This is a genomic window from Flavobacteriales bacterium (assembly GCA_016712535.1).
GTDB lineage: Bacteria > Bacteroidota > Bacteroidia > Flavobacteriales_F > PHOS-HE28 > PHOS-HE28.
Map to the genome: position 1 here is coordinate 105,153 of JADJQW010000003.1, position 24,127 is coordinate 129,279.

General features: G+C 63.7%; 18 protein-coding genes. 8 read left to right on the forward strand and 10 right to left on the reverse strand.

The features are described 5' to 3' along the window. Positions 1-70: 70 nt before the first annotated feature. The 7 genes from IPK70_10615 (at position 71) to IPK70_10645 (ending at position 6,513) form a co-directional block, all read left to right on the forward strand. Positions 71-358 carry a hypothetical protein gene (locus IPK70_10615; GenBank protein ID MBK8227613.1) on the forward strand — a complete coding sequence of 96 codons (288 nt, stop codon included), beginning with the start codon at positions 71-73 and terminating at the stop codon, positions 356-358. Positions 359-460: 102 nt separating this feature from the next. After that, positions 461-904 carry a sugar transporter gene (locus IPK70_10620; GenBank protein ID MBK8227614.1) on the forward strand — a complete coding sequence of 148 codons (444 nt, stop codon included), beginning with the start codon at positions 461-463 and terminating at the stop codon, positions 902-904. Positions 905-906: 2 nt separating this feature from the next. Further along, complete coding sequence (locus IPK70_10625) at positions 907-2,964, forward strand: thioredoxin family protein (GenBank protein ID MBK8227615.1); 2,058 nt, start codon at positions 907-909, stop codon at positions 2,962-2,964. 95 nt (positions 2,965-3,059) lie between these two features. Continuing rightward, a complete protein-coding gene (locus IPK70_10630) occupies positions 3,060-3,590 on the forward strand; it encodes an ORF6N domain-containing protein (GenBank protein MBK8227616.1) in 531 nt (176 codons plus the stop codon). 15 nt (positions 3,591-3,605) lie between these two features. Continuing rightward, positions 3,606-4,205, forward strand: coding sequence for a D-sedoheptulose 7-phosphate isomerase (gene lpcA / locus IPK70_10635; protein MBK8227617.1), 600 nt, complete (start codon positions 3,606-3,608; stop codon positions 4,203-4,205). A 3-nt stretch (positions 4,206-4,208) separates the two neighbouring features. Then, complete coding sequence (locus IPK70_10640) at positions 4,209-5,747, forward strand: YifB family Mg chelatase-like AAA ATPase (protein MBK8227618.1); 1,539 nt, start codon at positions 4,209-4,211, stop codon at positions 5,745-5,747. Between the two features lie 64 nt (positions 5,748-5,811). Continuing rightward, positions 5,812-6,513, forward strand: a complete 702-nt coding sequence (locus tag IPK70_10645; GenBank protein ID MBK8227619.1) for an energy transducer TonB — start codon at positions 5,812-5,814, stop codon at positions 6,511-6,513. 72 nt (positions 6,514-6,585) lie between these two features. Here IPK70_10645 and secA read toward each other — a convergent pair whose 3' ends face one another. The 8 genes from secA to IPK70_10685 all read right to left on the reverse strand — a co-directional run bounded on the left by secA (position 6,586) and on the right by IPK70_10685 (position 20,990). After that, positions 6,586-9,957, reverse strand: a complete 3,372-nt coding sequence (gene secA / locus IPK70_10650; GenBank protein MBK8227620.1) for a preprotein translocase subunit SecA — start codon at positions 9,955-9,957, stop codon at positions 6,586-6,588. A gap of 162 nt (positions 9,958-10,119) precedes the next feature. Continuing rightward, entirely contained in the window at positions 10,120-10,341 is a 222-nt protein-coding gene (locus IPK70_10655) for a DUF2795 domain-containing protein (protein MBK8227621.1), read from the reverse strand. 129 nt (positions 10,342-10,470) lie between these two features. After that, a complete protein-coding gene (locus tag IPK70_10660) occupies positions 10,471-11,022 on the reverse strand; it encodes a cob(I)yrinic acid a,c-diamide adenosyltransferase (protein ID MBK8227622.1) in 552 nt (183 codons plus the stop codon). A gap of 25 nt (positions 11,023-11,047) precedes the next feature. Then, positions 11,048-14,539, reverse strand: a complete 3,492-nt coding sequence (locus tag IPK70_10665) for a PKD domain-containing protein (GenBank protein MBK8227623.1) — start codon at positions 14,537-14,539, stop codon at positions 11,048-11,050. A 54-nt stretch (positions 14,540-14,593) separates the two neighbouring features. Beyond that, on the reverse strand, positions 14,594-16,732 hold the full coding sequence (locus tag IPK70_10670; protein ID MBK8227624.1) for a gliding motility-associated C-terminal domain-containing protein: 2,139 nt from the start codon (positions 16,730-16,732) through the stop codon (positions 14,594-14,596). Between the two features lie 80 nt (positions 16,733-16,812). Further along, positions 16,813-17,595, reverse strand: a complete 783-nt coding sequence (locus IPK70_10675; GenBank protein ID MBK8227625.1) for a class I SAM-dependent methyltransferase — start codon at positions 17,593-17,595, stop codon at positions 16,813-16,815. 30 nt (positions 17,596-17,625) lie between these two features. Beyond that, positions 17,626-18,426 carry an alpha/beta hydrolase gene (locus IPK70_10680; protein ID MBK8227626.1) on the reverse strand — a complete coding sequence of 267 codons (801 nt, stop codon included), beginning with the start codon at positions 18,424-18,426 and terminating at the stop codon, positions 17,626-17,628. 35 nt (positions 18,427-18,461) lie between these two features. Next, complete coding sequence (locus tag IPK70_10685; GenBank protein ID MBK8227627.1) at positions 18,462-20,990, reverse strand: BamA/TamA family outer membrane protein; 2,529 nt, start codon at positions 20,988-20,990, stop codon at positions 18,462-18,464. On the opposite strand from IPK70_10685, the gene IPK70_10690 reads away from it, so the two are divergent. Continuing rightward, positions 20,989-21,756 (forward strand): RNA methyltransferase, encoded by a 768-nt coding sequence (locus IPK70_10690; protein MBK8227628.1) that lies wholly within the window; start codon positions 20,989-20,991, stop codon positions 21,754-21,756. The genes IPK70_10685 and IPK70_10690 overlap by 2 nt on opposite strands. Here the strand turns inward: IPK70_10690 and IPK70_10695 are convergent. Further along, positions 21,738-23,306 carry an NAD(P)/FAD-dependent oxidoreductase gene (locus IPK70_10695; protein ID MBK8227629.1) on the reverse strand — a complete coding sequence of 523 codons (1,569 nt, stop codon included), beginning with the start codon at positions 23,304-23,306 and terminating at the stop codon, positions 21,738-21,740. The two genes, IPK70_10690 and IPK70_10695, sit on opposite strands and share 19 nt — an antisense overlap. 78 nt (positions 23,307-23,384) lie before the next feature. Then, positions 23,385-24,110: a PorT family protein gene (locus IPK70_10700; protein MBK8227630.1), complete on the reverse strand. Its 726-nt coding sequence runs from the start codon at positions 24,108-24,110 to the stop codon at positions 23,385-23,387. Between the last annotated feature and the right edge of the window lie 17 nt (positions 24,111-24,127).

A 24,127-nucleotide genomic window follows, 5' to 3' on the forward strand; every position in this document is an offset into this window, starting at 1 on the left:
CTGGGGCGCAAGGTCGATTTGCTTCCCTCGTGGACGCCATTAACTTCACCCTTCCCAAAACCCCGGTGCCATGCCCCAGCATACCATGATCCCGAAGGAGCGCATACCATCGCTCCGATTCCCGCGCCAGGCCTTGCCGTTGAGCGCCGAAGAGCATTCGGAGATCCGGCATAAGATGGAGCGGGCCACGCGCCTCGGGAATGGCGAGCACGGGAAATGCCGCATCGTATTCCAGGACGATGAGGGCCTCAAGGCGGTGGAGACCACCATCTGGGCCTACGACGCGCAGAACATCGTGCTCAAGTACGGCATGACCATCCCGGTATCGCGCGTGGTGAGCATCGAGTTCCCTTCGTGAACGATCATTAACGGATCTCCAGGAGGGCAGGATCCCTATGATCCGGCCGGAAGGCCGTGCCGCACGGTGCGTGGCCCCGGTTAGTTTTGCCCGCCTGCTCGCATGATCACGCTCCTTCTGCTGCTCAGCCTATTCTTCCCCAGCGAGCCATCGGGTCCGGTGAAATGGAAGTTCGCGGCTACGGCAGGGGGCGATGGTTTGGTTCACATCGAGCTGCGCACCGTTGTAGAGGATGGCTGGCACATCTACGCCACCACCCTGCCCAGCGACCAAGGCCCCGTGGCCACCAGCATCCGGTTCAAGCCTTCGAGCGAGTTCACGTTTCACGGTGAGCTTTCCGAACCGAAGCCGATCGAAGTGTTCGACCCAAACTTCGGGATGGTGGTGCGCTACCACGACGGTTCACCCGTCTTTGAACAGGTGATCAAGCCCGCCCGACCGGGTGCGCTCCTGGTGGAGGGTGAAGTGGAGTACATGGTGTGCAACGACAAGACCTGTTTGCCTCCCGTAGTGGTGCCATTCAGGCTGAATGTTGAAACGATGTGACGATGAGAACGATTACCGGATACGTGCTCGTGCTGCTTGCTGTACTGATGGCAGGGCCCGTCGCAGCGCAGTTGAACGAAGAAGCCGAGTTCGATCCCGTGCAATGGACCATGAGCTCGAAGGAGCTCGGTAATGGCGAGTGGCAGATCGGATTCCATGCCACGGTCGCCAAAGGTTCGTGGATCTATTCGCAGGACGCGGGTGACATGGGGCCCTTGCCGACCCTCATCGTCGTGGATTCTGTCGGAGGCGTGAAGCCGCTGGGCAAGGCCGATGAAGACGGCCCTGAGGTGGTCGATGGCATGGATCCGGTCTTCGGCGTGCCGGTGAAGAAGTTCAAGCAGGGCGCCACCTTCCTCCAGCGCGTTGCGGCCAGCGATGCGGAGAAACCGGTGACGGGGTACTTCGAGTACATGGCCTGCAACGATGTGCGCTGCACCCCGCCGATCGTCCGGTACTTCATCATCGGCCTTGCAACGGGCACCTATGAGCTCGGCGATGTCTCCTTCGACCCCAACGATCCCAAGTTCGCCGGGCTCGCCACGCGCAGCGACGCCGCAGACCTGAAACTGCCCAATGTGGACCTCGCCAACCCCGTGGTGCGCGATGCAGCAGCGAGGGTCGAAGAGAAGAATTCGCTGCTGTGGATCTTCATGCTCGGCTTCATCGGCGGTCTCGTGGCGCTGCTCACGCCCTGTGTATTCCCCATGATCCCCCTCACGGTGAGCTTCTTCACCAAGAGCAGCAGCGATCGCGCCACCGGATTGAAGAACGCGCTCACTTATGGCGGCTTCACCTTCCTGATCTACCTGCTCTTCAGCGTGCCTTTCCATCTGCTGGGCAGCGTGAACCCGGAGATCTTCAACGAGATCAGCACCAACCCCTGGCTCAACATCGGATTCTTCGTCATCTTCATCGTCTTCGCCATCTCCTTCTTCGGCTACTTCGAGATCACCCTGCCGAGCAGCTGGGTGAACAAGATGGACAGCAACGCCAGCAAGTTCGGCGGGCTCATCGGCACCTTCTTCATGGCGCTTACCCTCGCGCTCGTCTCCTTCAGCTGCACGGGACCGATCCTCGGCTCCTTGCTCGCAGGCGCGCTCACGGCCGATGGGGGCGCATGGCAGCTCACCGTGGGCATGGGCGGTTTCGGCTTCGCACTCGCATTGCCCTTCGGGCTATTCGCCCTCTTCCCCGGCTGGCTCAATAGCCTGCCCCGAAGCGGCAGTTGGCTCAACAGCGTGAAGGTGGTGCTCGGCTTCGTGGAGGTGGCGCTCGCCTTCAAGTTCCTCAGCATGGCCGATCTCGTGATGAAGTGGGGCCTCATCCCCTACGAGCTTTTCCTTGCGATCTGGGTCATCTGCGGCATCGGCATCGTGCTCTACCTCTTCGGCAGGATCCGCTTCCCGCACGACAGCCCCGTGAAGGGGTATTCGCCCATGCGCATCTTCTTCATCAGCGCCTTCGGCCTCTTCACCTTGTACATGGCCATGGGCTTCCGCTACGACGATAAGTCGCATACCTGGGCGCCTGTTGGCCTGCTCAGCGGCATTTCGCCATCGCCCGGCTATAGCTGGATATTCGCGACGGAATGCCCGGCCGGCCTCACTTGCTACCACGACCTCGAAACCGGTATGGCTGAAGCCAGGAAGTCGGGCAAGCCGCTCCTGATCGACTTCACCGGTCATGGCTGCGCGAATTGCCGGAAGATGGAGGACTACGTGTGGCCCGTGGCGGAGATCAACCGCACGATCAATGAGCGTTACGTCCTGGTCTCCCTGTACGTGGACGAGAAAGCCGAGCTGCCAAAGGATGAACAGTTCATCTTCGAGACCAGCAATGGCACCAAGAAGCCCATCCTCACCGTGGGGAACAAGTGGGCCACGTTGCAGACCGAGAACTTCAAGAGCGCCACGCAGCCGCTTTATGCGCTGCTGAGCCCCGATGGCAAGCTGCTCACCGATCCCGTGGGCTACACGCCGGCGGTGGATGAGTACAAGGCCTTTTTGGATCGTGGGCTGCAAGGCATGCAAGTGCTGGGGCAGCAGGCGGGGAGGTAGGTCCGCGTTGGCTCACGCGTTGCTTGGTTCTGCGTAAAACGCTTACCATATTGTGGGTTCGCGCATTGACGAAATAGCCGTCAATGCGGGAAGCCATGAAAGGAGAACTGGTTTTACCTGATGAGGCCATAGCTGCTCGTATCCATTGGATCCGAGGGGAAAAGGTGATGCTGGCCCATGACCTGGCCCAGCTGTACGAAGTGCCCACGTACCGACTCAATGAGGCCGTGAAGCGTAATCTGGCGCGTTTCCCTGAGGATTTCATGCTTCAGTTGACAACAGAAGAGTGGTCGAACTTGACATCGCAATTTGCGATGTCAAGAGAATGGGGTGGCCGACGCCGACCGCCCTATGCCTTCACCGAGCACGGTGTCCTCATGCTTTCCAGCGTGCTCAATGGTGAGCGCGCGATCGCCGTTAACATCAGGATCGTCCGGGTCTTCGTGCGCCTGAGCCGATTGCTTCAGAGCGATCGCGATTTGCAGCGGCGAATGGCGCAGATGGAAGAGCGCCAGACCACCAGTGAGGATGCTTTGGCCGAACTCTTCGAGGCCGTGAAGCAGCTCATGGCGAGACCCGCTCAGGACCGCAAGCGGCTCGGCTTCAAGCGCGGCGACGATGTTTGACGCATCTTCGCCGTGATGACCGCCGATCGCATCCGTTCCCATTTCGCCGAGGCCACCGACGTGCTCGCGCGCTTCGTGGCCGACCCCGCCAACATCGCCGCGGTGGAGCAGGCCGCCGCCTTCATGAGCTATTGCCTGAAGCAGGGCGCCAAGGTGATCAGCTGCGGCAATGGCGGCAGCATGTGCGATGCGATGCACTTCGCCGAGGAGCTCACCGGCCGCTACCGCGGCGATCGTCCACCCATCGCCGCACTCAGCATCAGCGACCCCAGCCATCTCACCTGCGTGGGCAACGATCATGGCTTCGAGCAGGTGTTCGCGCGTTTCGTGCAGGCCCACGGCAAAGAGGGCGATGTGCTGCTCGCTATCAGCACCAGCGGCAACAGCCCCAACGTGCTTCGCGCCGCCGAAGCGGCCCGCGAGAAGGGCATGCACGTGATCAGCCTCACAGGCAAGGATGGCGGCAAGCTCGCAGCGCTCAGCACCGTGGAGGTGCGCGTGCCCCACGATGGTTATGCCGATCGCATCCAGGAGGTGCACATCAAGGTCATCCACGCCTTCATCGATCACATCGAGCGCGACATGGCTGAGCCGGCGCGCAAGGACCGCTATTGATCCATGCTCGTCAAAGTCTACGGAGCCGCCGTCTTCGGCATCAACGCCACCATCGTCACCGCCGAGGTGAACGTGGAGACAGGTGCCTTCTTCCAGCTCGTAGGATTGCCCGATAGCGCGGTGAAGGAGAGCCAGCAACGCATGGACGCCGCGCTGCGCAACAATGGCCTCTATGCGCCGCGCGGCAAGGGCGTCACCATCAACCTCGCGCCCGCCGACATCCGCAAGGAGGGCACCGCTTATGACCTGCCGCTCGCGATGGGCCTCTTGTGCGCCACGGAGCAAGCGCCCGCCGAATTGCTGGAGACGCATATGGTGATGGGCGAGCTGAGCCTCGATGGCGGCGTTCGTCCGATCAAGGGCGCGTTGCCGATCGCGCTCGAAGCGAAGAAGAACGGTTTCAAGGGCCTCATCCTGCCCGCAGCCAATGCCAGGGAAGCGGCCATCGTTACCGGCCTCGAGGTCTATGGCGTGGAGCACCTGCGCGAAGTGGTGGACCTCTTGCATGGCCGCAGCAGCGTGCAACCCACGGTGGTGAACATCGAAGAGGAGTTCGCCAACAGCAGCCGCAGCTATCCGGTGGACATCGCCGATGTGAAAGGGCAGGAGAACATCAAGCGCGCGTTCGAGATCGCCGCGGCCGGCGGTCACAACATCATCCTGATCGGACCGCCCGGCGCCGGCAAGACCATGCTCGCCAAGCGCCTGCCCACCATCCTGCCGCCGCTCACCATCGACGAGGCGCTGGAGACCACCAAGATCCACAGCGTGGCAGGCAAGCTGCGCAAAGAGGACAGCCTGCTCAGCGTGCGTCCGTACCGCAGCCCGCACCACACCATCAGCGATGTGGCGCTCGTGGGAGGCGGCTCCTTCCCGCAGCCCGGCGAGATCAGCCTGGCGCACAATGGCGTGCTCTTCCTGGATGAGCTTCCGGAGTTCAAGCGGCAAGTGCTCGAAGTGCTGCGGCAACCGTTGGAGGATCGCGTGGTCACCATCAGCCGCGCGCGCTTCTCGGTGGAGTACCCGGCCAGCTTCATGCTCGTGGCGGCGATGAATCCGTGCCCCTGCGGCTATTACAACCATCCGGAAAAGGAGTGCGTGTGCGCGCCCGGCGTTGTGCAGAAGTATCTCAACAAGGTGAGCGGTCCGCTGCTCGACCGCATCGATATCCATATCGAGGTGACTCCGGTCCCCTTCGCGGAGCTCAGCGCCGAACGGCCCAGCGAGAAGAGCGTCGACATGCGCGAACGCGTCATCGCCGCACGCCAGGTGCAGCAGCAGCGCTATGCGGGCAAGAAGATCCATTGCAACGCGCAGATGGGCAGCAAGGAGCTGCGCGAGATCTGCCGCATCGACGCTGCCGGCAAGGCGCTGCTCGAGAAGGCCATGGAGCGCCTCGGCCTCAGCGCCCGCGCCTACGACCGCATCCTGAAGGTGGCGCGCACCATCGCCGACATGGCCTCCAGTCCGGACATCCGCACGGAGCACCTGGCCGAGGCCATCCAGTACCGCAGCTTGGACCGGGAGGGGTGGGCGGGGTAGAGCCGGTGTAACCAGTGCCGGGCACGTCGCGTTGGAGTGGTCCGACTCCAAGACCTGATCCCCGGTGAAGACCCTTTCCATCCTCCTCTTGGCCGCCACGCTGACCACGGCACCCGCGCTCGGCGCCTATGCCCAAGGCGGCGATGAATCGCGTCAATACCTCAGTGCCGCGATGGAGCCGATCGTGCAGAAGAAAGCCGCGTACTACCGCACCACCGCCGGCATGGACGGGGAGCTCTACATCGGGAAGACCTTCACCATCGAGGGCAAATTGAAGGCGGAGGGCACCTACCGCGATGCCGATATGACCTTGCCTCACGGCGAGTTCACCTTCTACCATCCGAACGGACGCGTGGAGAGCAAGGGAGAGTACATCAACGGCAACAAGACCGGCATCTGGCTGCGCTACGACGCGTGGGGCGAGCCGCTGGCGGAGAAGATCTACAACCCCGAGCCCTTGGCCAACATCATCTACACGCGCGCGCAGACCATGCCTCAATTCAATGGCGGCGATGATAGAGCCCTGGTGCGGTACGTGAAGTCGAAGGTGGAGTCGGCCAGCGACAAGCGCGTGCGCGGCACCTACACCAGCTCATTCATCGTGGAGAAGGATGGCTCGCTCACCGAAGTGAAGGTGGTGGAGGGGCAGGATGAGAAGATCGGCCAGCAGGTGGTGGATGCCATCAAGAGCACCACGCCGTGGAGCCCCGGCGCCGAGAAGGGCCAACCGGTGCGCGTGCAGATGCGCGTGCCCGTCCAGTTCTAGAACCACGTTCCATACACCATAGTCAGGCGCCGGCCCCGTAAGGCCGGCGCTCGGCGTTTCGTGAAGTTGGGATCACGCCCCCTTCCCGTGGCACTGCTTGTACTTCTTGCCGCTTCCGCATGGGCAGGGATCGTTGCGCCCCGGCTCCTTCTCCACGCGGACGGGCGCAATGGGCTGTCGTGGTCCTTGCGGAGGCATGGGGCCGCGCGGCCCAGCGCTGCCGCCGGGCGCCGGTGCAGCGGCGCGTGACGGGCCGGACTGCGCCACATCGGTCCTGCTGGTCTGCAGCCGCTGCTGCGGCTCACGTGGAGCCTGTGCCTGCTGCACGTTCGGCTGGGCGCTGGGCAGGCCGGCGCGGGCGAGGAAGCCGATCACCTCGCCGTTGATGCGCTCCATCATGGCCTTGAAGAGGTTGAAGCTCTCCAGCTTGTAGATCAGCAGCGGGTCCTTCTGCTCCAATGCGGCGTTCTGCACGCTGCGGCGCAGCTCGTCCATCTCGCGCAGGTGCTCCTTCCACTCGTTGTCGATGATGGCCAAGGTGATGTACTTCTCGATGCTGTTGCCCAGCTCGCGCCCTTCGCTCTTGTAGCACTTCTGCAGGTGCGCCACCACTTGCATGGTCCTGATGCCGTCGGTGATGGGCACTACGATGTTCTCGTACTGGGCGCCTTGGTTCAGGAACACATCGGTGATCACGGGCATGGCCTGCGCTGCGGTGCGCGCCATGTGGCGTTCGTAGGTGGCCATCACCCCTTCGAAGGTCCTGTCCACCACATCGTCGGCCTTTAATCGCTTGAATCCGTCCGCATCCACCGCGCTCTCGGCGCTGAACTTCCGGAAGAGCTCGAACTGGAAGCCCTCGAAGTCGCCGGTGGGGTGGAACTCGGCCACGGTGCCGCTCACCACATCGTGGAACATGTTGAGGATGTCGAGCTTCAGCCGTTCGCCGAAGAGCGCGTTGTGCCGGCGCTTGTAGATCACCGTGCGCTGGCTGTTCATCACATCGTCGTACTCCAGCAGGCGCTTGCGGATGCCGAAGTTGTTCTCCTCCACCTTCTTCTGCGCGCGCTCGATGCTGCGCGTGACCATCCCTGCCTGGATCACCTCGCCTTCCTTGAGGCCCATGGTGTCCATGATCTTGGCGATGCGCTCGCTGTTGAAGAGGCGCATGAGGTCGTCCTCGAGGCTCACGTAGAACTGCGAGCTGCCGGGATCGCCCTGGCGGCCGGCGCGGCCGCGCAGCTGGCGGTCCACGCGGCGGCTCTCGTGCTTCTCCGTGCCGATGATGGCCAGGCCGCCCGCTTCCTTCACGCCGGGCCCGAGCTTGATGTCGGTGCCGCGGCCCGCCATGTTGGTGGCGATGGTCACCGTGCCGGCCATGCCCGCGTTGGCCACGATCTCGGCTTCGCGCTGGTGCTGCTTGGCGTTGAGCACCTGGTGCGGGATCTTGCGCATAGTGAGCATCTTGCTCATCAGCTCGCTCACCTCCACGCTGGTGGTGCCCACGAGCACGGGCCGGTTGGCGTTGCGCAGCGCGTCGATTTCCTCGATCACCGCATTGTATTTCTCGCGCTTGGTCTTGAAGACCATGTCCTCATTGTCCTTGCGGATCACCGGGCGGTTGGTGGGGATCACCATCACATCCAGCTTGTAGATGTCCCACAGCTCCTGCGCCTCGGTCTCGGCGGTGCCGGTCATGCCGGCGAGCTTGTGGTACATGCGGAAGTAGTTCTGCAGGGTGATGGTGGCGTAGGTCTGCGTGGCGGCCTCCACCTTCACCTTCTCCTTGCTCTCGATGGCCTGGTGCAGGCCATCGCTGTAGCGCCGGCCCTCCAGGATGCGGCCCGTCTGCTCGTCCACGATCTTCACCTTGCCGTCCATCACCACGTACTCCACGTCCTTCTCATACAGGGCGTACGCGCGGATCAGCTGGTTCACGGTGTGTATGCGCTCGCTCTTCACGCCGAAGTCGCGCAGCAGCTCGTCCTTCCGGCGCGCCTTCTCATCGATGGCCGAGCCGCTCTTCTCGATCTCGGCGATGGTGCTGCCCACGTCGGGCATCACGAAGAAGTTCGGATCGTTCACATCGCCGCTGATGAGGTCAACGCCCTTCTCGCACAGCTCGATGCCGTGCTGCTTCTCGTCGATGGTGAAGTACAGCTCCGCATCCACTTTGGGCATGTCCTTGCCCTGGTCCTGCAGGTAGTTGTTCTCGGTCTTCTGCAGGTGCGCGCGCACGCCGGTCTCGCTCAGGTACTTGATCAGCGCGCTGTTCTTCGGTAGCCCGCGGTAGGCTCGCAGCAAGGCCATGCCGCCCTTCTCGAGCTGCTCCTTGGTGGCGCTGCCATCGGCCAGGCCCTTGAGGTTCTCCTTCGCTTCGGTGAGCAGCTTGGTGACGAGCTGTCGCTGCGCGCTGTAGAGGCGTTCCACGCGCGGCTTGTACTCATCGAATTGGTGGATCTCGCCCTTCGGCGTGGGGCCGCTGATGATGAGCGGCGTGCGCGCGTCGTCCACGAGCACGCTGTCCACCTCATCGACGATGGCGAAGTTGTGCTTGCGCTGCACCAGGGCGTTCGGCGCATGCGCCATGTTATCGCGCAGGTAGTCGAAGCCGAATTCGTTGTTGGTGCCGTAGGTGATGTCGGCCAGGTAGGCGTTGCGGCGCTCAGGGCTGTTGGGCTGGTGCTTGTCGATGCAGTCCACGCGAAGGCCGTGGAACTCGTGGATGGGGCCCATCCACTCGGCATCGCGCTTGGCCAGGTAGTCGTTCACGGTGACCAGGTGCACGCCGCGGCCGGGCAGCGCGTTGAGGAACACCGGCAAGGTGCTGACCAAGGTCTTGCCCTCACCCGTTCCCATCTCGGCGATGCGGCCCTTGTGCAGCGCGACGCCGCCGATGAGCTGCACATCGTAATGCACCATCTCCCAGGTGATTCGGTTTCCGGCCGCGACCCATGAATTGCTCCAGATGGCCTCATCGCCCTCGATCCGGATGGCATCGGGCCGTTTGATGGCGAGCTCGCGGTCGAGCTCCGTGGCCCGCACGCGCAGCTCCTTGTTCTCCGAGAACCGGCGCGCGGTCTCTTTCACGATGGCGAAGGCCTCGGGCAGGATCTCGAGCAGCACTTCTTCGATCTGCTCCACGCTCTTCTCCTCGAGCTTGTCGATCTCCTCGTACCGCGTCTCGCGCTCGTGGATGGCCATGCGGGGGTCGGCATCGATCTCAGCGCGGAGCTGGGCCACCCGATCATCGTTGGCCTTGGTGCGCTCCGTGATGCGCGCGCGCAGGTCGTTGGTGCGTTGGCGCAGCTCGTTGTGGCTCAGTGCGCCGAGCTTGGCGAATTCCTCCTTGGTGCGCTCTACGAGCGGGGTCACCTCTTTGAGGTCGCGTTGGTACTTGTCCCCGAATACGGACTTGAAGGCTTTGGCGAGTGAGCCGATCATGATGCGGTGTGATTGATTCCGGGCGGGCTGCCCGGCAAAGGCTGGCAAATGTACCTGCCCGGGCGAAGGCACGGACCGGGCCACGGCCCTTGGCCTGACAGGCTGTCGGGGGAAAGAAGAAGCCCCGCTGATGGCGGGGCTTCTGGCGTTGTGCTGAGGTTGTCAGTATTCGTCCTCGTTGAAGAAGAAATCCTCCTTCGATGGGTAATCCGGCCAGATCTCCTCGATGCTCTCGAAGACCTCTTCTTCATCTTCGATGGCCTGCAGGTTCTCCACCACTTCAAGCGGAGCGCCGGTGCGCATGGCGAAGTCGATGAGTTCTTCCTTGGTGGCAGGCCAGGGCGCATCCTCCAGGTAAGAGGCGAGTTCGAGGGTCCAATACATGCTGCGGTCCTGTTGGGGGTTACCTTAAAACGGGCGCAAATATAGACGGATGGCCTTCCGTGCCACGGCTTCTTTTCAACCGGTGTTCATGACACTCAATCCCTTGCCAGACAAGGCTTTCCGAACGACTCAGCCCTGAGGCCTCCACGGGGTGTCGGCTATGCCATGCAGTTTCCCGAGGTGCCGGGCGAGCACGAAGAAGTAATCCGAGAGGCGGTTGAGGAAGCGCACCAGGGCAGGGTCGACATCGCTGCTTGCCGCGAGGAGCACCACGCGGCGCTCGGCCCTGCGGCACACGGTGCGGCAGATGTGCGCCTGCGATGCAGCAGGGTGGCCGCCGGGCAGGATGAAGCTGCGCATCGGCTCCAATTCCTTGTCCATTTCGTCCATGGCGCGCTCGAGCTCGGAGATATTCTTGTCACCGATGGCGGGAACGTTGAAGCGCTTGCGCTCTTCGTTGCTGCCGCTGGCCAAGTGCGAGCCGATGGTGAAGAGCGTTTCCTGGATCGTGATCAAACGCTCTGCATGATGCGGCGCCGCGAGGTCGCGCAGCATGCCCACATGACTGTTCAGCTCATCCACGGTGCCGTATGCTTCAATGCGGGCATCGTCCTTGGACACGCGCGCGCCGCCGAGCAATCCGGTCTGGCCTTGGTCGCCGGTGCGGGTATAGATCTTCATGCGTTCGAGGCGAGCAAGGTACCTGTCAGCGCAACAAGGCGACATGGCCGTGCACTTCCTCCTGCGCGAATTCCAGGATGTACACGTAGATGCCATCCGGAGCCATCTGTCCGGCAACGGTGCCATCCCAAGGCTCATTGCCTGCGGATTCAAAGACCTGTTCACCCCAGCGATTGAAGATGCGGATGGATGGCCCTTGGCATTCAGCCGGACCGACCACTTGGAAAACATCGTTGATCTCGTCGCCATTCGGCGTGAAGACATTCGGGACGAAGTATCCGGCGGCGATCCCGGCGAAGCTCGCGTCCACTTCAACCGAAGCCGTATCGGCGCAACCATTGGCATCGCCTGCGATGAGCGTGATGATATAGCTGCCGCCCTCGATGTAATCGTGGTCCGGGTCCCGCTCAACGGAAACCGCGCCATCGCCGAACGACCAATTGAAAGAAGCGGCCCCGGTGCTTGAATTGTTGATCCGGAGCTCTTGGGTGCAGGGTTCCATGGATGCAGAGAAAGAAGCGGTCGCCGGTGCCTGTATCGTGATGATAGCACTTGCCGTGTCGGTGCAGCCGAGTTCATTCGTGGCCACCAGGAGGATCTCGTAGGTCCCGGGCGACGCGAAATCATGCACCGCACTTGTCCCCGCTTCCCCATCGCCATAATTCCAGAGCACGCTGCTGGAGAATTGGCTCTGGTCCTCGAGGTGGACATCGAGATGGCAGCCGGTTGAATCGCTGAAGGCTGCCAGCGGCGGTTGGGAGATCTCGACCACGGCCCAAGCGGAGTCGGCGCAGGGCGATCCGGGGTCAGCGATCAGCAGGACAGTGAAGCTCCCGATGCCGAAGGCGTGGGTCGGGGATTCCAGCACGGACGTGCCGCCATCGCCGAATTGCCAAGAGTACCCGCTCGTCCAAACGCTGGTGCTCATGAACGTGCGTTCGTTGGAGCAGCTGTCGCCAAGGATCTCGAATGATGCGATGGGATCCGCTCCGATGCTGATGTTGAACGCAGCAGTATCGGAGCAGCCATTGGGGCCGTATGCCACTAGGGTGATGATGTAATCACCGGGATCAGCATATCCGTGGGTAAGGCTTGGGTCCGCAGCGAACGTGCCATCGCCGAGGTTCCAATTGAGCGTGTTGGCGAGGATGCTTTGGCTGGTGAGGTTCACCTGCATGCCGCAATCGGTCACGGCAGTGAATTCAGCTTCAGGCGGCTGGAGCGCATTCACGGCCGCGGTTAAAGTGTCCGCGCAAGCCGAGCCCGGGTCAGCGATCAGGGTCACCACGTACGCACCGAAGGATGCATAGGTGTGTGTTGGGTTGAAGCCGGTCGCCGAGCTCCCGTCACCGAACTGCCAGGTCACCGTGGATGCGCTGGAGGCAGAGGCATCGAAGGTGAAGGTGGTTTGGCAGGAATCTCCGAGCACGCTGATCGAGGCCAACGGCGCCGGCTCAACGGAAACGCTCTGGACCGCGCTGACTTGGCATCCGGACGCGCTGGTGACCGTGAGGGTAATGTCGTAATCACCGGGCGATGCGAACGCATGGGTCGTGTCCGGCGTGTTGCCGAAGGAACCATCCCCGAAGTCCCAGATCCACGATACGGCACCGGTGCTCAGGTCGGTGAGCACCACGGTCTGATCGCATCCGGTGGTGGTCGAGAACACGGCGATCGGCGCCTCATCCACCGTCACCACGGTCATGGCCGTATCCGCGCAGGCCGATCCAGGAGCCCCGATCAGCATGACATCATATGAGCCCGGAGCGAAAAGATGAGTCGGGCTCGGCAGAGCGGAGGTCGTCCCGTCACCGAAATCCCAGCTCCACGAAGAGCCGGCCGTTGAGGTATTGTTGAATTGGATGAGCCCGGTGCAGGGATCACCATCCACCTCGAACGACGCATCGGCGCCATCCTCAATGGTAATGGTCGCGCTCATGGTGTCCGACAGGCACGTGGATCCGGCAACGAGCGTCACGGTGTACTGGCCGGAGGCGGTGAACGCATGGGATGGCTCTGCATCCGTTGATGTTCCTCCATCGCCGAAGCTCCACTCATAGGCCGTCGCACCGATGCTCGTATTGATGAAGCTTATCGCATCGCCCACGCACACGGCGGGCGGCATGGAGAACATCGCATCAATCGGTGCGGAGTTGGCTGTTATGTACGCAGGCTTGATCAGGGTCAGCGTATCACCGCAGGCCACCACGCGCAAGGTCACATCATACACGCCGGCCGAATAGGTGTGCAAGGGCGTGGGGTCGTTGGTCACCGTGCCGTCGCCGAGATCCCATTCCCACCAGGTGCCCAGGCAGGTGCTGTCAACGAACAGGTAGGTATCGCAGGAGCCTTGCGGGATGGCAGTGAACTCGATGAAGCCGGGCGTGGTGGTGGAGCCCGGAGGCTCGCCTTCGATGGCGTTTGGCAAGGGGGGCCTGCAGCCCGCGGCCGTGATGAAGACCGCATCATGGTTGTATCCGATGCCCGCCAAGGCCGGAGCATCAGGGAAGGCCACCTCGGCCATGTAGTCATGGTTGTAGTTCATGGCTACGTAGATGCGGCCGTTGCCCGCAAGCTCGGTCATGGTCAGGTAGCGTCCCATGTTCGCGTCGATGATGTCCACCGCCCCGCCGGGAACTTGCACCCGCCCGAAGTCCATCGCATCGTTGTTGCCGTTGCCCACGAAGTACACATAGCCTCCTGCCGGCGAGAATTGGATGCCGTTGATCGGGTCGCTGCTCACCGAGTGGCCCTGCTGGTTGGTGAGCGTTCCGGTTTGGAGCGCGAGGTCCCAGACCACGATGTCCGGCTCCGTCGGGGCGGTGGTGAACACGCTCATGGCTAGGCGCGTGTTGTCAGGCGAGAGTTCGATCTCGTTGAAGTTGTAAACCGTGCCGTTAGGCGACACACTGGCGATGACAGTAGGAGGCCCGATGCCGGTTTGCGAGATGAGGCAGCGCACCACCTCATACGCTGGTCCGTTGCGCACGCTGCTGAATAGCCATCGGCAGCCGTTGTTCAGCTGGTGGCTGATGGCCATGCCTTCGGTGAAGCCGGTGCCGATGAGGACATTCTTCTGGGTCACATCGCCGAGCCCGCCGTTCAAGGACATGTCCACGATGGAGTAGAACAGGTCACCCGCTCCCGTGAGCAAATGGAACACGTAGTAGCGATCGGGGTGGCAGGGAATGGGGCAGATGGCGGATTGGAGCGTGCTGCTATGCCCATTCAGCCCGAACCCGTTCGGCATCTGGTTCAGGTTGGCATCAAGGACCCTGATCTCGTTGGCGCTGGAGACTGCGTTGCAGAAAAGGAGGTTCCCGGCGGCATCGGTCATGGCGTTCACGTCCTCTTCGCCCCCGGTGCCGAAGCCTGTGATCAACGGTCCTACTGTTGGGACCGGAGTCGTGAGGTCCATCATGCGCACGCCATCAACGCCGCGGACAGGCCAGCGCTGCAGCTGGCCGCTTGCCATGAGCGCCCAGGCGCACAGGAGCAATCCGTGGAGGCTTCTCATGAGCATGTTCGGTAGCAAGACGAATGCATGCGGGGAATGATGCCTCATCGGGAGCTACCGCACCAGCACCACCCAGCCATGCTTCGCATCGCCGAGGCGCGGTCTCATGATGTATGCGTACACGCCTTCAGGCGCAGGCGCTCCGCCATGGCGACCATCCCAGCCGTCCTCGGCGTTCCCTTCCCACACCAGTTGCCCCCACTTGTTATGGATGCTCATCACCGGTGACTCGCAAGGTTCAGGGCCTTTGACGCGAAGCACGTCGTTCACCCCATCGGCGTTGGGGCTGAAAGCGTTCGGCACGTACCACGCCACCGGGATGATGCCATAGCCCGCATGCAGCGTGAGCACGAAGGTGTTCTCGCACCGGTCGCCGGGATCGGTGGTGAGTCGCACATCAAAGGCTCCTTCGCTCTGGAAGATGTGCACGGGGTGGTACCACGAGCTGGTGCTGTCACCATCTCCGAATTCCCAATGGAAGCGCTCGCCACCGTCCGTGGTGTTCACGAAGTAGGTTCGTTCATCGCAGGGATCGCTGTTCGTGTGGAAGGACGGGACCCCGGCGGGAAGCACGGTGATGATCGAACGCGCGGTATCCATGATGCAGCCGTTGCGCGCGACAAGCGTGATCGTCCTTGATCCATGCTGCGGATAGGCGTACGCGGGGTCCATTGCGCTGCTCGTTCCGCCATCACCGAAGAACCACGTTGACGCTGTGGAGAGTTCCGATGCATTCACGAATTGCACCGGCGCGCGCTGGCATACGGTATCGGGGTGCGCGAAGGAAGCGGTCGGCTGGATGCCATCGACGGTGATCAGGTCCGGCTGGAGCAGCTCGTGCGCGTGTCCGCAAGCGGTGACGCGCAAGCGGACGCTGAAGGTTCCCACCCCGTAATGGTGCACGGGCTCTTGGGCCTGGCTGGTCCATCCATCGCCGAAATCCCAGAGCCATGCGGTGCCATTGCAACTCTTGGGCACGAAGCGGTGCCCTTGGCAATCGGGCTGCGCCACGGCCTCGAACGCGGCATGCTGGGGCGCTGGGGCCGTGCCGGGCGGTTCCCCTTCGATGCTGTTAGGGAAAGAGGGTATGATGCCCCAGCCCAGGAAGGTGATGGCGCCGGGGTCGTAGGCTACATCACTCGCCGCATCGGCATCGGGCTGGGCCACTTCAGCGATGGTGGTTGTGCCTAAGCCGCGCGATCCCACGTAGAGCCTGCCGTTGGCGGCGCTTTCGATGTGCATGATCCACCAGCCGATCGCCGGGTCGATGATGTGGGCGGAATGCGTGGCCAGGTCCACGCGGCCGAAATCGTTGTTCAAGGCATCGCCGTTGCTCACGAAGTACAGGAACCGGCCGAGCGGGGAGAACTCGATGCCGCTCACGGTGCGCGCGCTCACGGCGAGCTGCTGCAGGCCTGAGAGCTCACCGGACTCGGGATCGAGGTCCCACAGCGCGATGTCGCCTGCGCTGCTCGGCGCACTGCCCGGCAGGCTCACGGCCAGCCGATCGTTAGCCGGGGAGACCTTCAACGTGCTCCACCAGTGCGCTGCGCCGTTGGGTGCGCAAGTGCCGATCATGGTCGCATCATCGATCCCCGTTGCCGAGATCCGCGCGCGCAGGATCCGGTATCCGCCTTCATCCACGCGGAAGGTGTAGAGCCAACGGCAGCCGCCGATCAACTGGTGCGAGACCGCGATGCCTTCGCCCACGTCGTTGAGCAGGAGCCGGTTCTTCTCGATCACCGCTCCCTGGCCTCCGTTCGCAGCGGCATCGATGATGCTGAAGTAGTGCCGATGCAGGTCCGCGTCGTGATGGATGAAGAAATACTGTCCCGGATGGCAGGGCCGCGGCACGATCGCGCTGGCCTGACTGCTGCTGTTGCCCCAAAGGCCGGCGCCGTTGGCGAGCAATTCGCCGTTCTGCTTGCGCACGGCGATCTTCCCATCGCTATCGACAGCGGTGATGAAGAGCACATCGCCCTGCGCGTCGGTCATCAGGTTCACATCTTCAGTGCCGCCCAATCCGAAGGAAGGGATCAGCGATCCGAGGACGGGCTCAGGAGCGGAGAGGTCGATCAACCGTACTTCACCCGATCCCGTGCGGATCGGCCATTTGCTCAATTGCGCCTGCACATCGGCAACGCCGAGCAACGCAGCGATCGCGACGAGCCGCCTATGGTGGGCACGGGCCATTTCGGTATGCGAATGTAGAGGATGCGCCTCGGCGTGGGAAGGCCTGCAGGGCGTGGAATGAACAGCGGATCGTGGCCCGGTCAGTAGCGGAGGCGGAAGTGCTCCTTCGCCTGCCCGCCGCGCAGGAATACCAGCCCCATGCCGTACAGGTCGATGGTGACGGTGACCCGGTGGTGCTCCTTGATCCGTGCCCAAGCGGCTTCCATGCCGCGGCTCCAGTGGATGTCGTCGATCACGATCACTGTGGCGTCATGCGACTTGGTCAGGCATTGCTCGAAGTAGGCCATGGTGGGTTCTTCGGCATGATGCCCGTCGATGAAGGCCAGATCGATCCGGCCCATGCGATGAAGGGCTTCGGGCAAAGTGCGGTGGAAACTGCCCAGCACGGGCACGATGTTTCGCTGCTTCAATTGCTCGAAATGATGCAGTGCGATCCGCTGAACCTGCGGGCAGCCTTCGATGGTGGTCACGGTGCCGTTCTCTGCACCCTGGGCCAGGTACAGCGTGGTGAGCCCGAAGCTGGTGCCGAGCTCAAGCACCTGGCGCGCGCCGGTCATGCGCGCCAATCGCTGGAGCAACTGCGCCTGACGGGCGGGTTTCATGCAGGCACGCGCCATTTCGGCCACCCTGCGCACGGCCTTGTCCGAGACCCGCGAGCCGGCGCCCAGGTCGTTCACGGTAATCTCCTGATCGCTGTCCAACAGGTCCTGGCGGAGCGCTTCGATCGCAGCATGCTCGGGCAAAGCGGGGCGTGCGCGCAGCACATGCTCGATCAGGTCGAACACGAAAGGACTGTGCACGCCATGCCGATTGCGCGCCTTCACCAGGTGCGCGAACCAGCTGCTCACACGGACGGTCTCCATCGGCGGCGAAAGTAACGGGCGCGGATCCGATCACTTCAGCGAGTCGCGCAGCGCCTCGCGGAACCTCGGGAATCTCCAGAGGTCGTTGTGGTGCGCCCCTTCCACGATGATGGCTTCGCGATCCACGTGGCCGGGAACGGCGGCGTACAATTTGAGTGCGCAGGAGAGCGGCACCATCGGGTCGTTGGTGCCATGGAAGATGCGCACAGGGCACAGGACGCCGCGTATGGCTTCTTCATTCCGGAACGGGTAGCGCAGGATCCATCGGTAGGGGAAGAGCGGGAGCTGCGACCAGCACACATCGATCAGGTTGTTGAACGGCGTTTCGAGCAGCAGCATGCGGGCACGGCGATGCGCAGCGATGGGCGTGGCCAGCGCGCTGCCGAGCGAGCGCCCGTAAAGCGTGATGCGCTCAGGCCCTGCTTGATCGGCGAGCCAATCGTGCCAGGCCACGGCGTCGTCGATGAGCGCACGCTCGCTGATGCGCCCCTTGCTCTTGCCGTATCCGCGCGGGTCGGGCATCAGCACATCGTGGCCCAGGGCAACGAAGCGCGAGGCGCTGCGCCCCCAGCGCTTGAGGTTGCCGGAGTGCCCGTGGAAGTAGAGGATGACGCCCCGAGGAGCACGCGCCTTGAACCACAATGCATGGAGCCGGGCGCCATCAGGCCGGTCGAGCCAGCATTGCTGATAGCGCCCGCCGAAGCGGTAGCGATAGTGCAGCGCCGTGTCGTAGCGCAGGAAGATGAACCGTTCCTGGAGGATCCAATAGAAGGCCAGCGCGCCGCACCATGCGAGCAGTGCGATGCCCAGCGCGCTCAGGAGCCATGCCATGCGGCGAAGGTACCGGGGCCAAGGGGCCTTCTCCCTCAGAAAGGATAGCCGATGCCCAGATTGAAATTCACCTCGGGCCGGTAGCGGTAGGCGCTGCCGAGCAGATCGCTCACGCGCGCCTCGTGCTGCTCTTTCGGTTCGAAGAGCCAGCGCTCGCCTTTCGGCAAGGAGGGGTCCTTGGTCTGCAATCCCACATCGATGCGGACGATGAAGAAATCGAAGTTGAAGCGCGCGCCTGCACCGGTGCCCACGGCCAGTTCACTCAGGAAATCGCTGCTGATCGCCGAGCCCGGCCGCTGCGCGTTGGGCTTCAGGTTCCACACGTTGCCCACATCGGTGAAGAAGGCGCCCTCGAGGAATCCGATCAGCTTGAAACGGTACTCGGCATTGGCTTCAAGGCGCATCTCGCCGATACGGTCGTAGGCCGAGAGCGGCTCGCTGAAGGAACCCGGGCCCACCGATCGCGCCCGCCATGCACGGAGGCCGTTGGCGCCGCCCACGAAGAAGCTGCTCTCGAAAGGCAGCACGCCCAGGTTGCCGTATGGCAGCGCCGCGCCGCCGGCCACACGGAACGCCACGCTGCTGCGGTCATGCAATTTCCTCCGCCACCGGGCATCGAGCTCCCCTTTGATGAACTCCGCGTAGCGCACGCCGGCCACCGTCTTGAATGATTGCCCGGTGCTGTCGGTGGCGCTCTCGGCCATGAGCAACAGCAACGGATGGCCCGCCCACTCGGCCACCGCGCGCAGGTAGAAGGCGTTGCGCGCCTTGGCCGCATCGGGCGTGCTGTGCACCAGCGTTGCGCGCATGCTGGCGATCAAGTGGTCGGTGTAGCTGTTGAGCAGCACCGGGTTGCGCGCTTGCTCGAGGTAGTTGCGGAAGCCCGGCGAGATGCGCGGGATCTTGATGGTGTTCACCTCCAAGGGGAAGAGCCCGATGGTGTTGGCTCGCGATTCCTGCCACTGCAGGCCGATGCTCATCTTCACCAGGTTGCGCGTGAAATCCGGCCGTTGCTGGAAGTTGTACAGCGCGGTCAGCAGCAATTGGCTGCTGCTGTTCTTGCTGAAGAGGCCTGCGAAGGGGCGCGGCAATGAAAAGGTGACCTCCGGCCCGATGCTCAAGGTGTTGAAGGCGGTGAGGGCGCCCACGTCCCCGGTCGATTCCTCGGTGCCGCCAGAGCCCGCGATGCGCTGTTGCGCCTCGAAGCCCACGGTCATTTGGGCTTGCAAGGAGGCCAGCGTGCGGAAGATGTTGCGATGCCGGTAGCCCACGTTGATCGAGGTGCCCAAGGCGCCGCCCCGGTTGGTCACGAATCCTTCGGTGCTCACGGTCTGGTGCTTGCCGGGCAGCAGCGTGATCCGCGCATCGGTCAAGCCGCGCTTGCCGATGCCGGTGGTGTCGAAGCTGATGTCTACGCGATCGAAAGCGCCGGTGCTCACGAGCCTGCGGTAGGTGCCGGCGACCTTTCCCTGGTCGAACCGGTCATTCGGATGCAGGAACACCGGGTGCAGCAGGGCCTTGGGCTTGAATCGCATGCGCCCTTGGAACAGGAAGATGGCGCCGCCTTCGCGCAGGGTGTCAACCGGGGCCACGCTTCCGCGCACAGGCCTGAAGGTGCTGATGTACACGTCGCGCAGATCGAAGGAGGTGCCTTCGGCGGTACCGGCAAGGCCCCGCTCCTTGGGCGCTCCGGGCCGCTCGAGGCTGAGCACGAGGTCCGCTTGGTGGCTGCCCACGGTGGTGTCGGCGCGATACTGGATCAGGTCGCGCGTGAAATAGAGGTAGCCGTTGCCGCGCAGGGCATCGGTGATGCGCTCGCGCTCCTGATCGAGCAGGTCTCCATCGAAGCGCAGCCCTTCGCGGAGCAGGCGCTTGTCCCATTCGGCCTGCACCAGGGAACGGATGCGCTCATCATCCACATCGAAGCGGACCCCTCGCAATCGATAGGGCATGCCCGGCTCGGCCGTGTAGGTGACCCTGGCTTTCGGCCGGTGCAGCTTCCGTCCCCACCAGGCCCTATCGCGCAGCGCAACCTCGCTCGATACGCGGGCATGGAAGTAGCCTTCCTTCGAGAGGTAGAGCTCCATCTGGTCCGTGGTGCGCCCGGTGAGCACGCTGTCCAGGATCACCGGAGGCTCGCCCACCGTTTCGCGCAGCCATTGCGCGCGCGTGCGACGGTAGGCCAGGGTTTCGCGTCCCTTCGCGCGCCGCCGCACGTTGATCCGGTCGATGCGCGCATCCTTCTTCGCCTGCCACTGCTTCATGCGCTGCGGGTCGGGCAGGTTGTGCATGTTCAGGTAGAAGGGGATGGCCAGCACGCGCTTGTTGGGCTTCTGCTTGATGATGGTCTCCAGCTCGGAGCCTGGCACCTCGCTCGCGCCGATCACCCGCATCCGGGTGCGCGAGACCAGCACCTGATCCTCGGCCAACCGGCGCGTGGGGTCGCAGCCATTGAGCAGGACCAATGCCGTGAGCCCTGACAGGATATGCCGCGAGGTGCGCCCCAAGGAGCAGATGGTGCTGCCTACTTTGCGCGACCGGCTTGGCGCGCGCAGCGCAGGCATGGCCAAATATATCCGCACGTTGAGCACCCGGTTGGAATGGCGCGCCGTCAGGGCGCTGCACCAGAAGAAGATCCGGCAGGAGCAAGGATCGTTCCTGGTGCAAGGACCGAAGCTCATCGCGGAGCTCCTCGCATCATCATGGCGGGTGCGCTCCATCCATTTAGCCGACGGAGAGGCCCATGATTTCCCCCGGGAACTGGTGCACGTGCATCCGCCGCATGAGCTCGAGCGCATGGGCACGCTCGAGAGCGGGAATACCATGATCGCCGTGGCCGCGATGCCCGCACCCATGCCCATAGCGCCGCTTGCGGAAGGTGAGCTCGTGCTCGCCCTCGATGGCATCGCGGACCCGGGCAACATGGGCACGCTGCTGCGCATCGCCGATTGGTTCGGTGCGCGCCGTGTGCTGTGCAGCCCCGATGGCGTGGAGGAATTCAACCCGAAATGCGTGCAGGCCAGCATGGGCTCGCTCTTCCGCGTGGCGGTGCAGCGCTGCGATCTGCCGCGCGAGCTCGACCGGCTCCGAGCCGAGGGGGCCGCGCTCTACCTCGCAAGCATGGAAGGCGATGATGTCTTCACCACGCGATTGCAGCGGCCGGCCATACTGATCCTCGGAAGTGAATCGCATGGGCCGTCGCCTGCGGTGCGCGGGATCGGCGCGCGCACCATCGCCGTGCCGCGCGCGGGTGCCGCCGAATCGCTCAATGTGGCCATGGCTGCCAGCGCGCTCTGCATGGAGTTCCTGCGTCAGGCGCGAACGCCGTAGCGCGCAGCGATCGCCTCGGCCACGCGCTGGCCATCCATCGCGGCGCTCACGATCCCGCCTGCATGGCCGGCGCCTTCGCCGCAGGGGTACAGGCCCGGTGCTCCAGCATGCTCGAGCGTGATCCCGTCGCGGGGCACGCGCACCGGTGAGCTGGTGCGGCTCTCCACCGCCACTACCACCGCGTCATTGGTGCGGTAGCCGCGCATCTTCAGGCCGAAGGCCTTGAAGCCCTCGCGCAAGCGCAGCGAGACCTCGTGCGGCAGAAGCTCATCCACGCGCCATGGAACGATGCCCGGCGGATAACTGCATTCGGGCAGATCGAGGGAGGCTCGGCCTTGTATGAAATCTTCGAGGCGCTGGGCGGGCGCGCTCTGCCGCATGCCGCCCGCTCTCCACGCGGCGTGCTCAGCATCCCGCTGGTAGTGCATGCCCCAGAGCGGGTCCGACGGATCGCGCCGGATCCCTCGCGCATGCTCGGGGGCAATGGTCACCACCACGCCCGAGTTGGCGAAGGGATTGTTGCGCTTGCTCGGGCTCCAGCCATTGGTGACCACTTCATCGGGCGCAGTGGCGCAAGGCGCGATGATCCCTCCGGGGCACATGCAGAAGCTGTAAACGCCCAGGCCTTCGACCTGCTGCACCAGGCTGTAGCTGGCGGGCGGCAGGTAGGGGTCGCGCACCGCACAATGGTATTGCGCTTGATCGATGATCGCCTGCGGATGCTCCACGCGCACGCCGAGTGCGAAGTCCTTGCGTTCGATGCGGATCCCTTCGGCCGCGAGCATGCGGAAGATGTCGCGCGCGGAATGGCCCGTGGCCAGCACGGTAGCGGCCGCGGTCAGAGCTGTTCCATCGGCGAGGCGCACGCCGCGCACCGCGCTCCCGTCGCGCAGCAGCCCCGTCACCTTGCAGTTGAAGCGCACCTCGCCCCCTGCGCGCACGATGGCCTCGCGGATGGCGGTGATGATGCCCGGCAGCTTGTTGGTGCCGATGTGCGGATGCGCATCCACGAGTATGTCGGCACTGGCGCCGAAGGCCACCAGCGCCCGCAGCACGCCTTCCACATCGCCCCGCTTGTGGCTGCGCGTGTAGAGCTTGCCATCGCTGTAGGTGCCGGCGCCCCCTTCGCCGAAGCAGTAGTTGCTGTCAGGGTCCACCACGTGCAGCTTGTTGATCGCGGCAAGGTCGCGGCGGCGCGCGCGCACATCCTTTCCGCGCTCGAGGACCACCGGCCGCAGCCCGCGCTCGATGCAGCGCAAGGCGCAGAAGAGCCCGGCCGGCCCCGCGCCAACGATGACCACCGCCGGGGATCCACTCACGTCGTGCAGGTCAGGTGCTGCCGCGGGCTCATCGGCGATGGGCGCATCGCTCACCAGCACGCGCATGCGGATGAGCGGCTGCTTGCTCCGCGCATCCACCGAGCGCTTGAGCACCCGCGAGGCCATGGCCGTTCCCCGCGCCATGGCCGCTGCCTCTTCAGCGGCATCGCGCACCAGCACCGGGTCTGCGGCCTCTCGCGGCGATAGGGCTATCTCGACGGTGCGCTGCATCGGCCCGCAAGATGCGGTCAAGCGCGGGATCCCGGTGAACCGGGGCAACTGCGCACAGGCCAGGAGCCCGCCTCGCGCTCAACCCTCGAAGGTGAAGGTGAGCACCCACGCCTTCGAGCGGATGCTGTCGATCGGTCGGCTGAAGCGCGTATCGTCGTCGATGAGCAGGTTCGGGAAGCCGAAGCTGGTCTTGAGCTCGATCCCGAATTTGAAATAGGGCAGGAACATGTCGAAGCCGCCGCCGACCTCTGCGGCGTAGTCGTACTTCGCCAGCTTCACCACGATCTCGTCGTCGAGCGCATTGTCCACATCCTTCTGGCTCGCCATGTCGATCGCGAACTTGCCGCCGCCGATCAGGTACACCGCGAAGTTGTTGATGCGGTCGCTCCGGAACTTGGCGAGCACGGGGAACTCGAGATAGGTGCTCTCCACGGGCTTCTGGAAGATGACCTCGCGGCCATCGGAGCGCAGGAAGGTGTACTGCAGCTTGCGCTCCTGGAAGGACAGCGTGGGCAGCAGCCGGATGCTGAAATTCTTGTTCAGGTTGTAACTGGCCACGATGCCGAGGTTGAAGCCCGGCTGGCGGATGTGGTCGAGGGCGAGCAGGGTGTCGGTGAGGATCCCGGGCTTCATCCTCACGTTCAGGTCGCTGGTGTTGTAGCTGAGCAGGAAGCCGAAATGGAAGGGGCGCAGGTCGAAGGTGGGCAGGTTCTCCTGCACGATGCGACGATCGCGCTGCGCAGCCGATGGCAGCGAGAGCAGGAGGATGCTGGCGATGGTGAAGTGGCGCGCGCGGAGGATCATGGATGCGGCAACGAAAG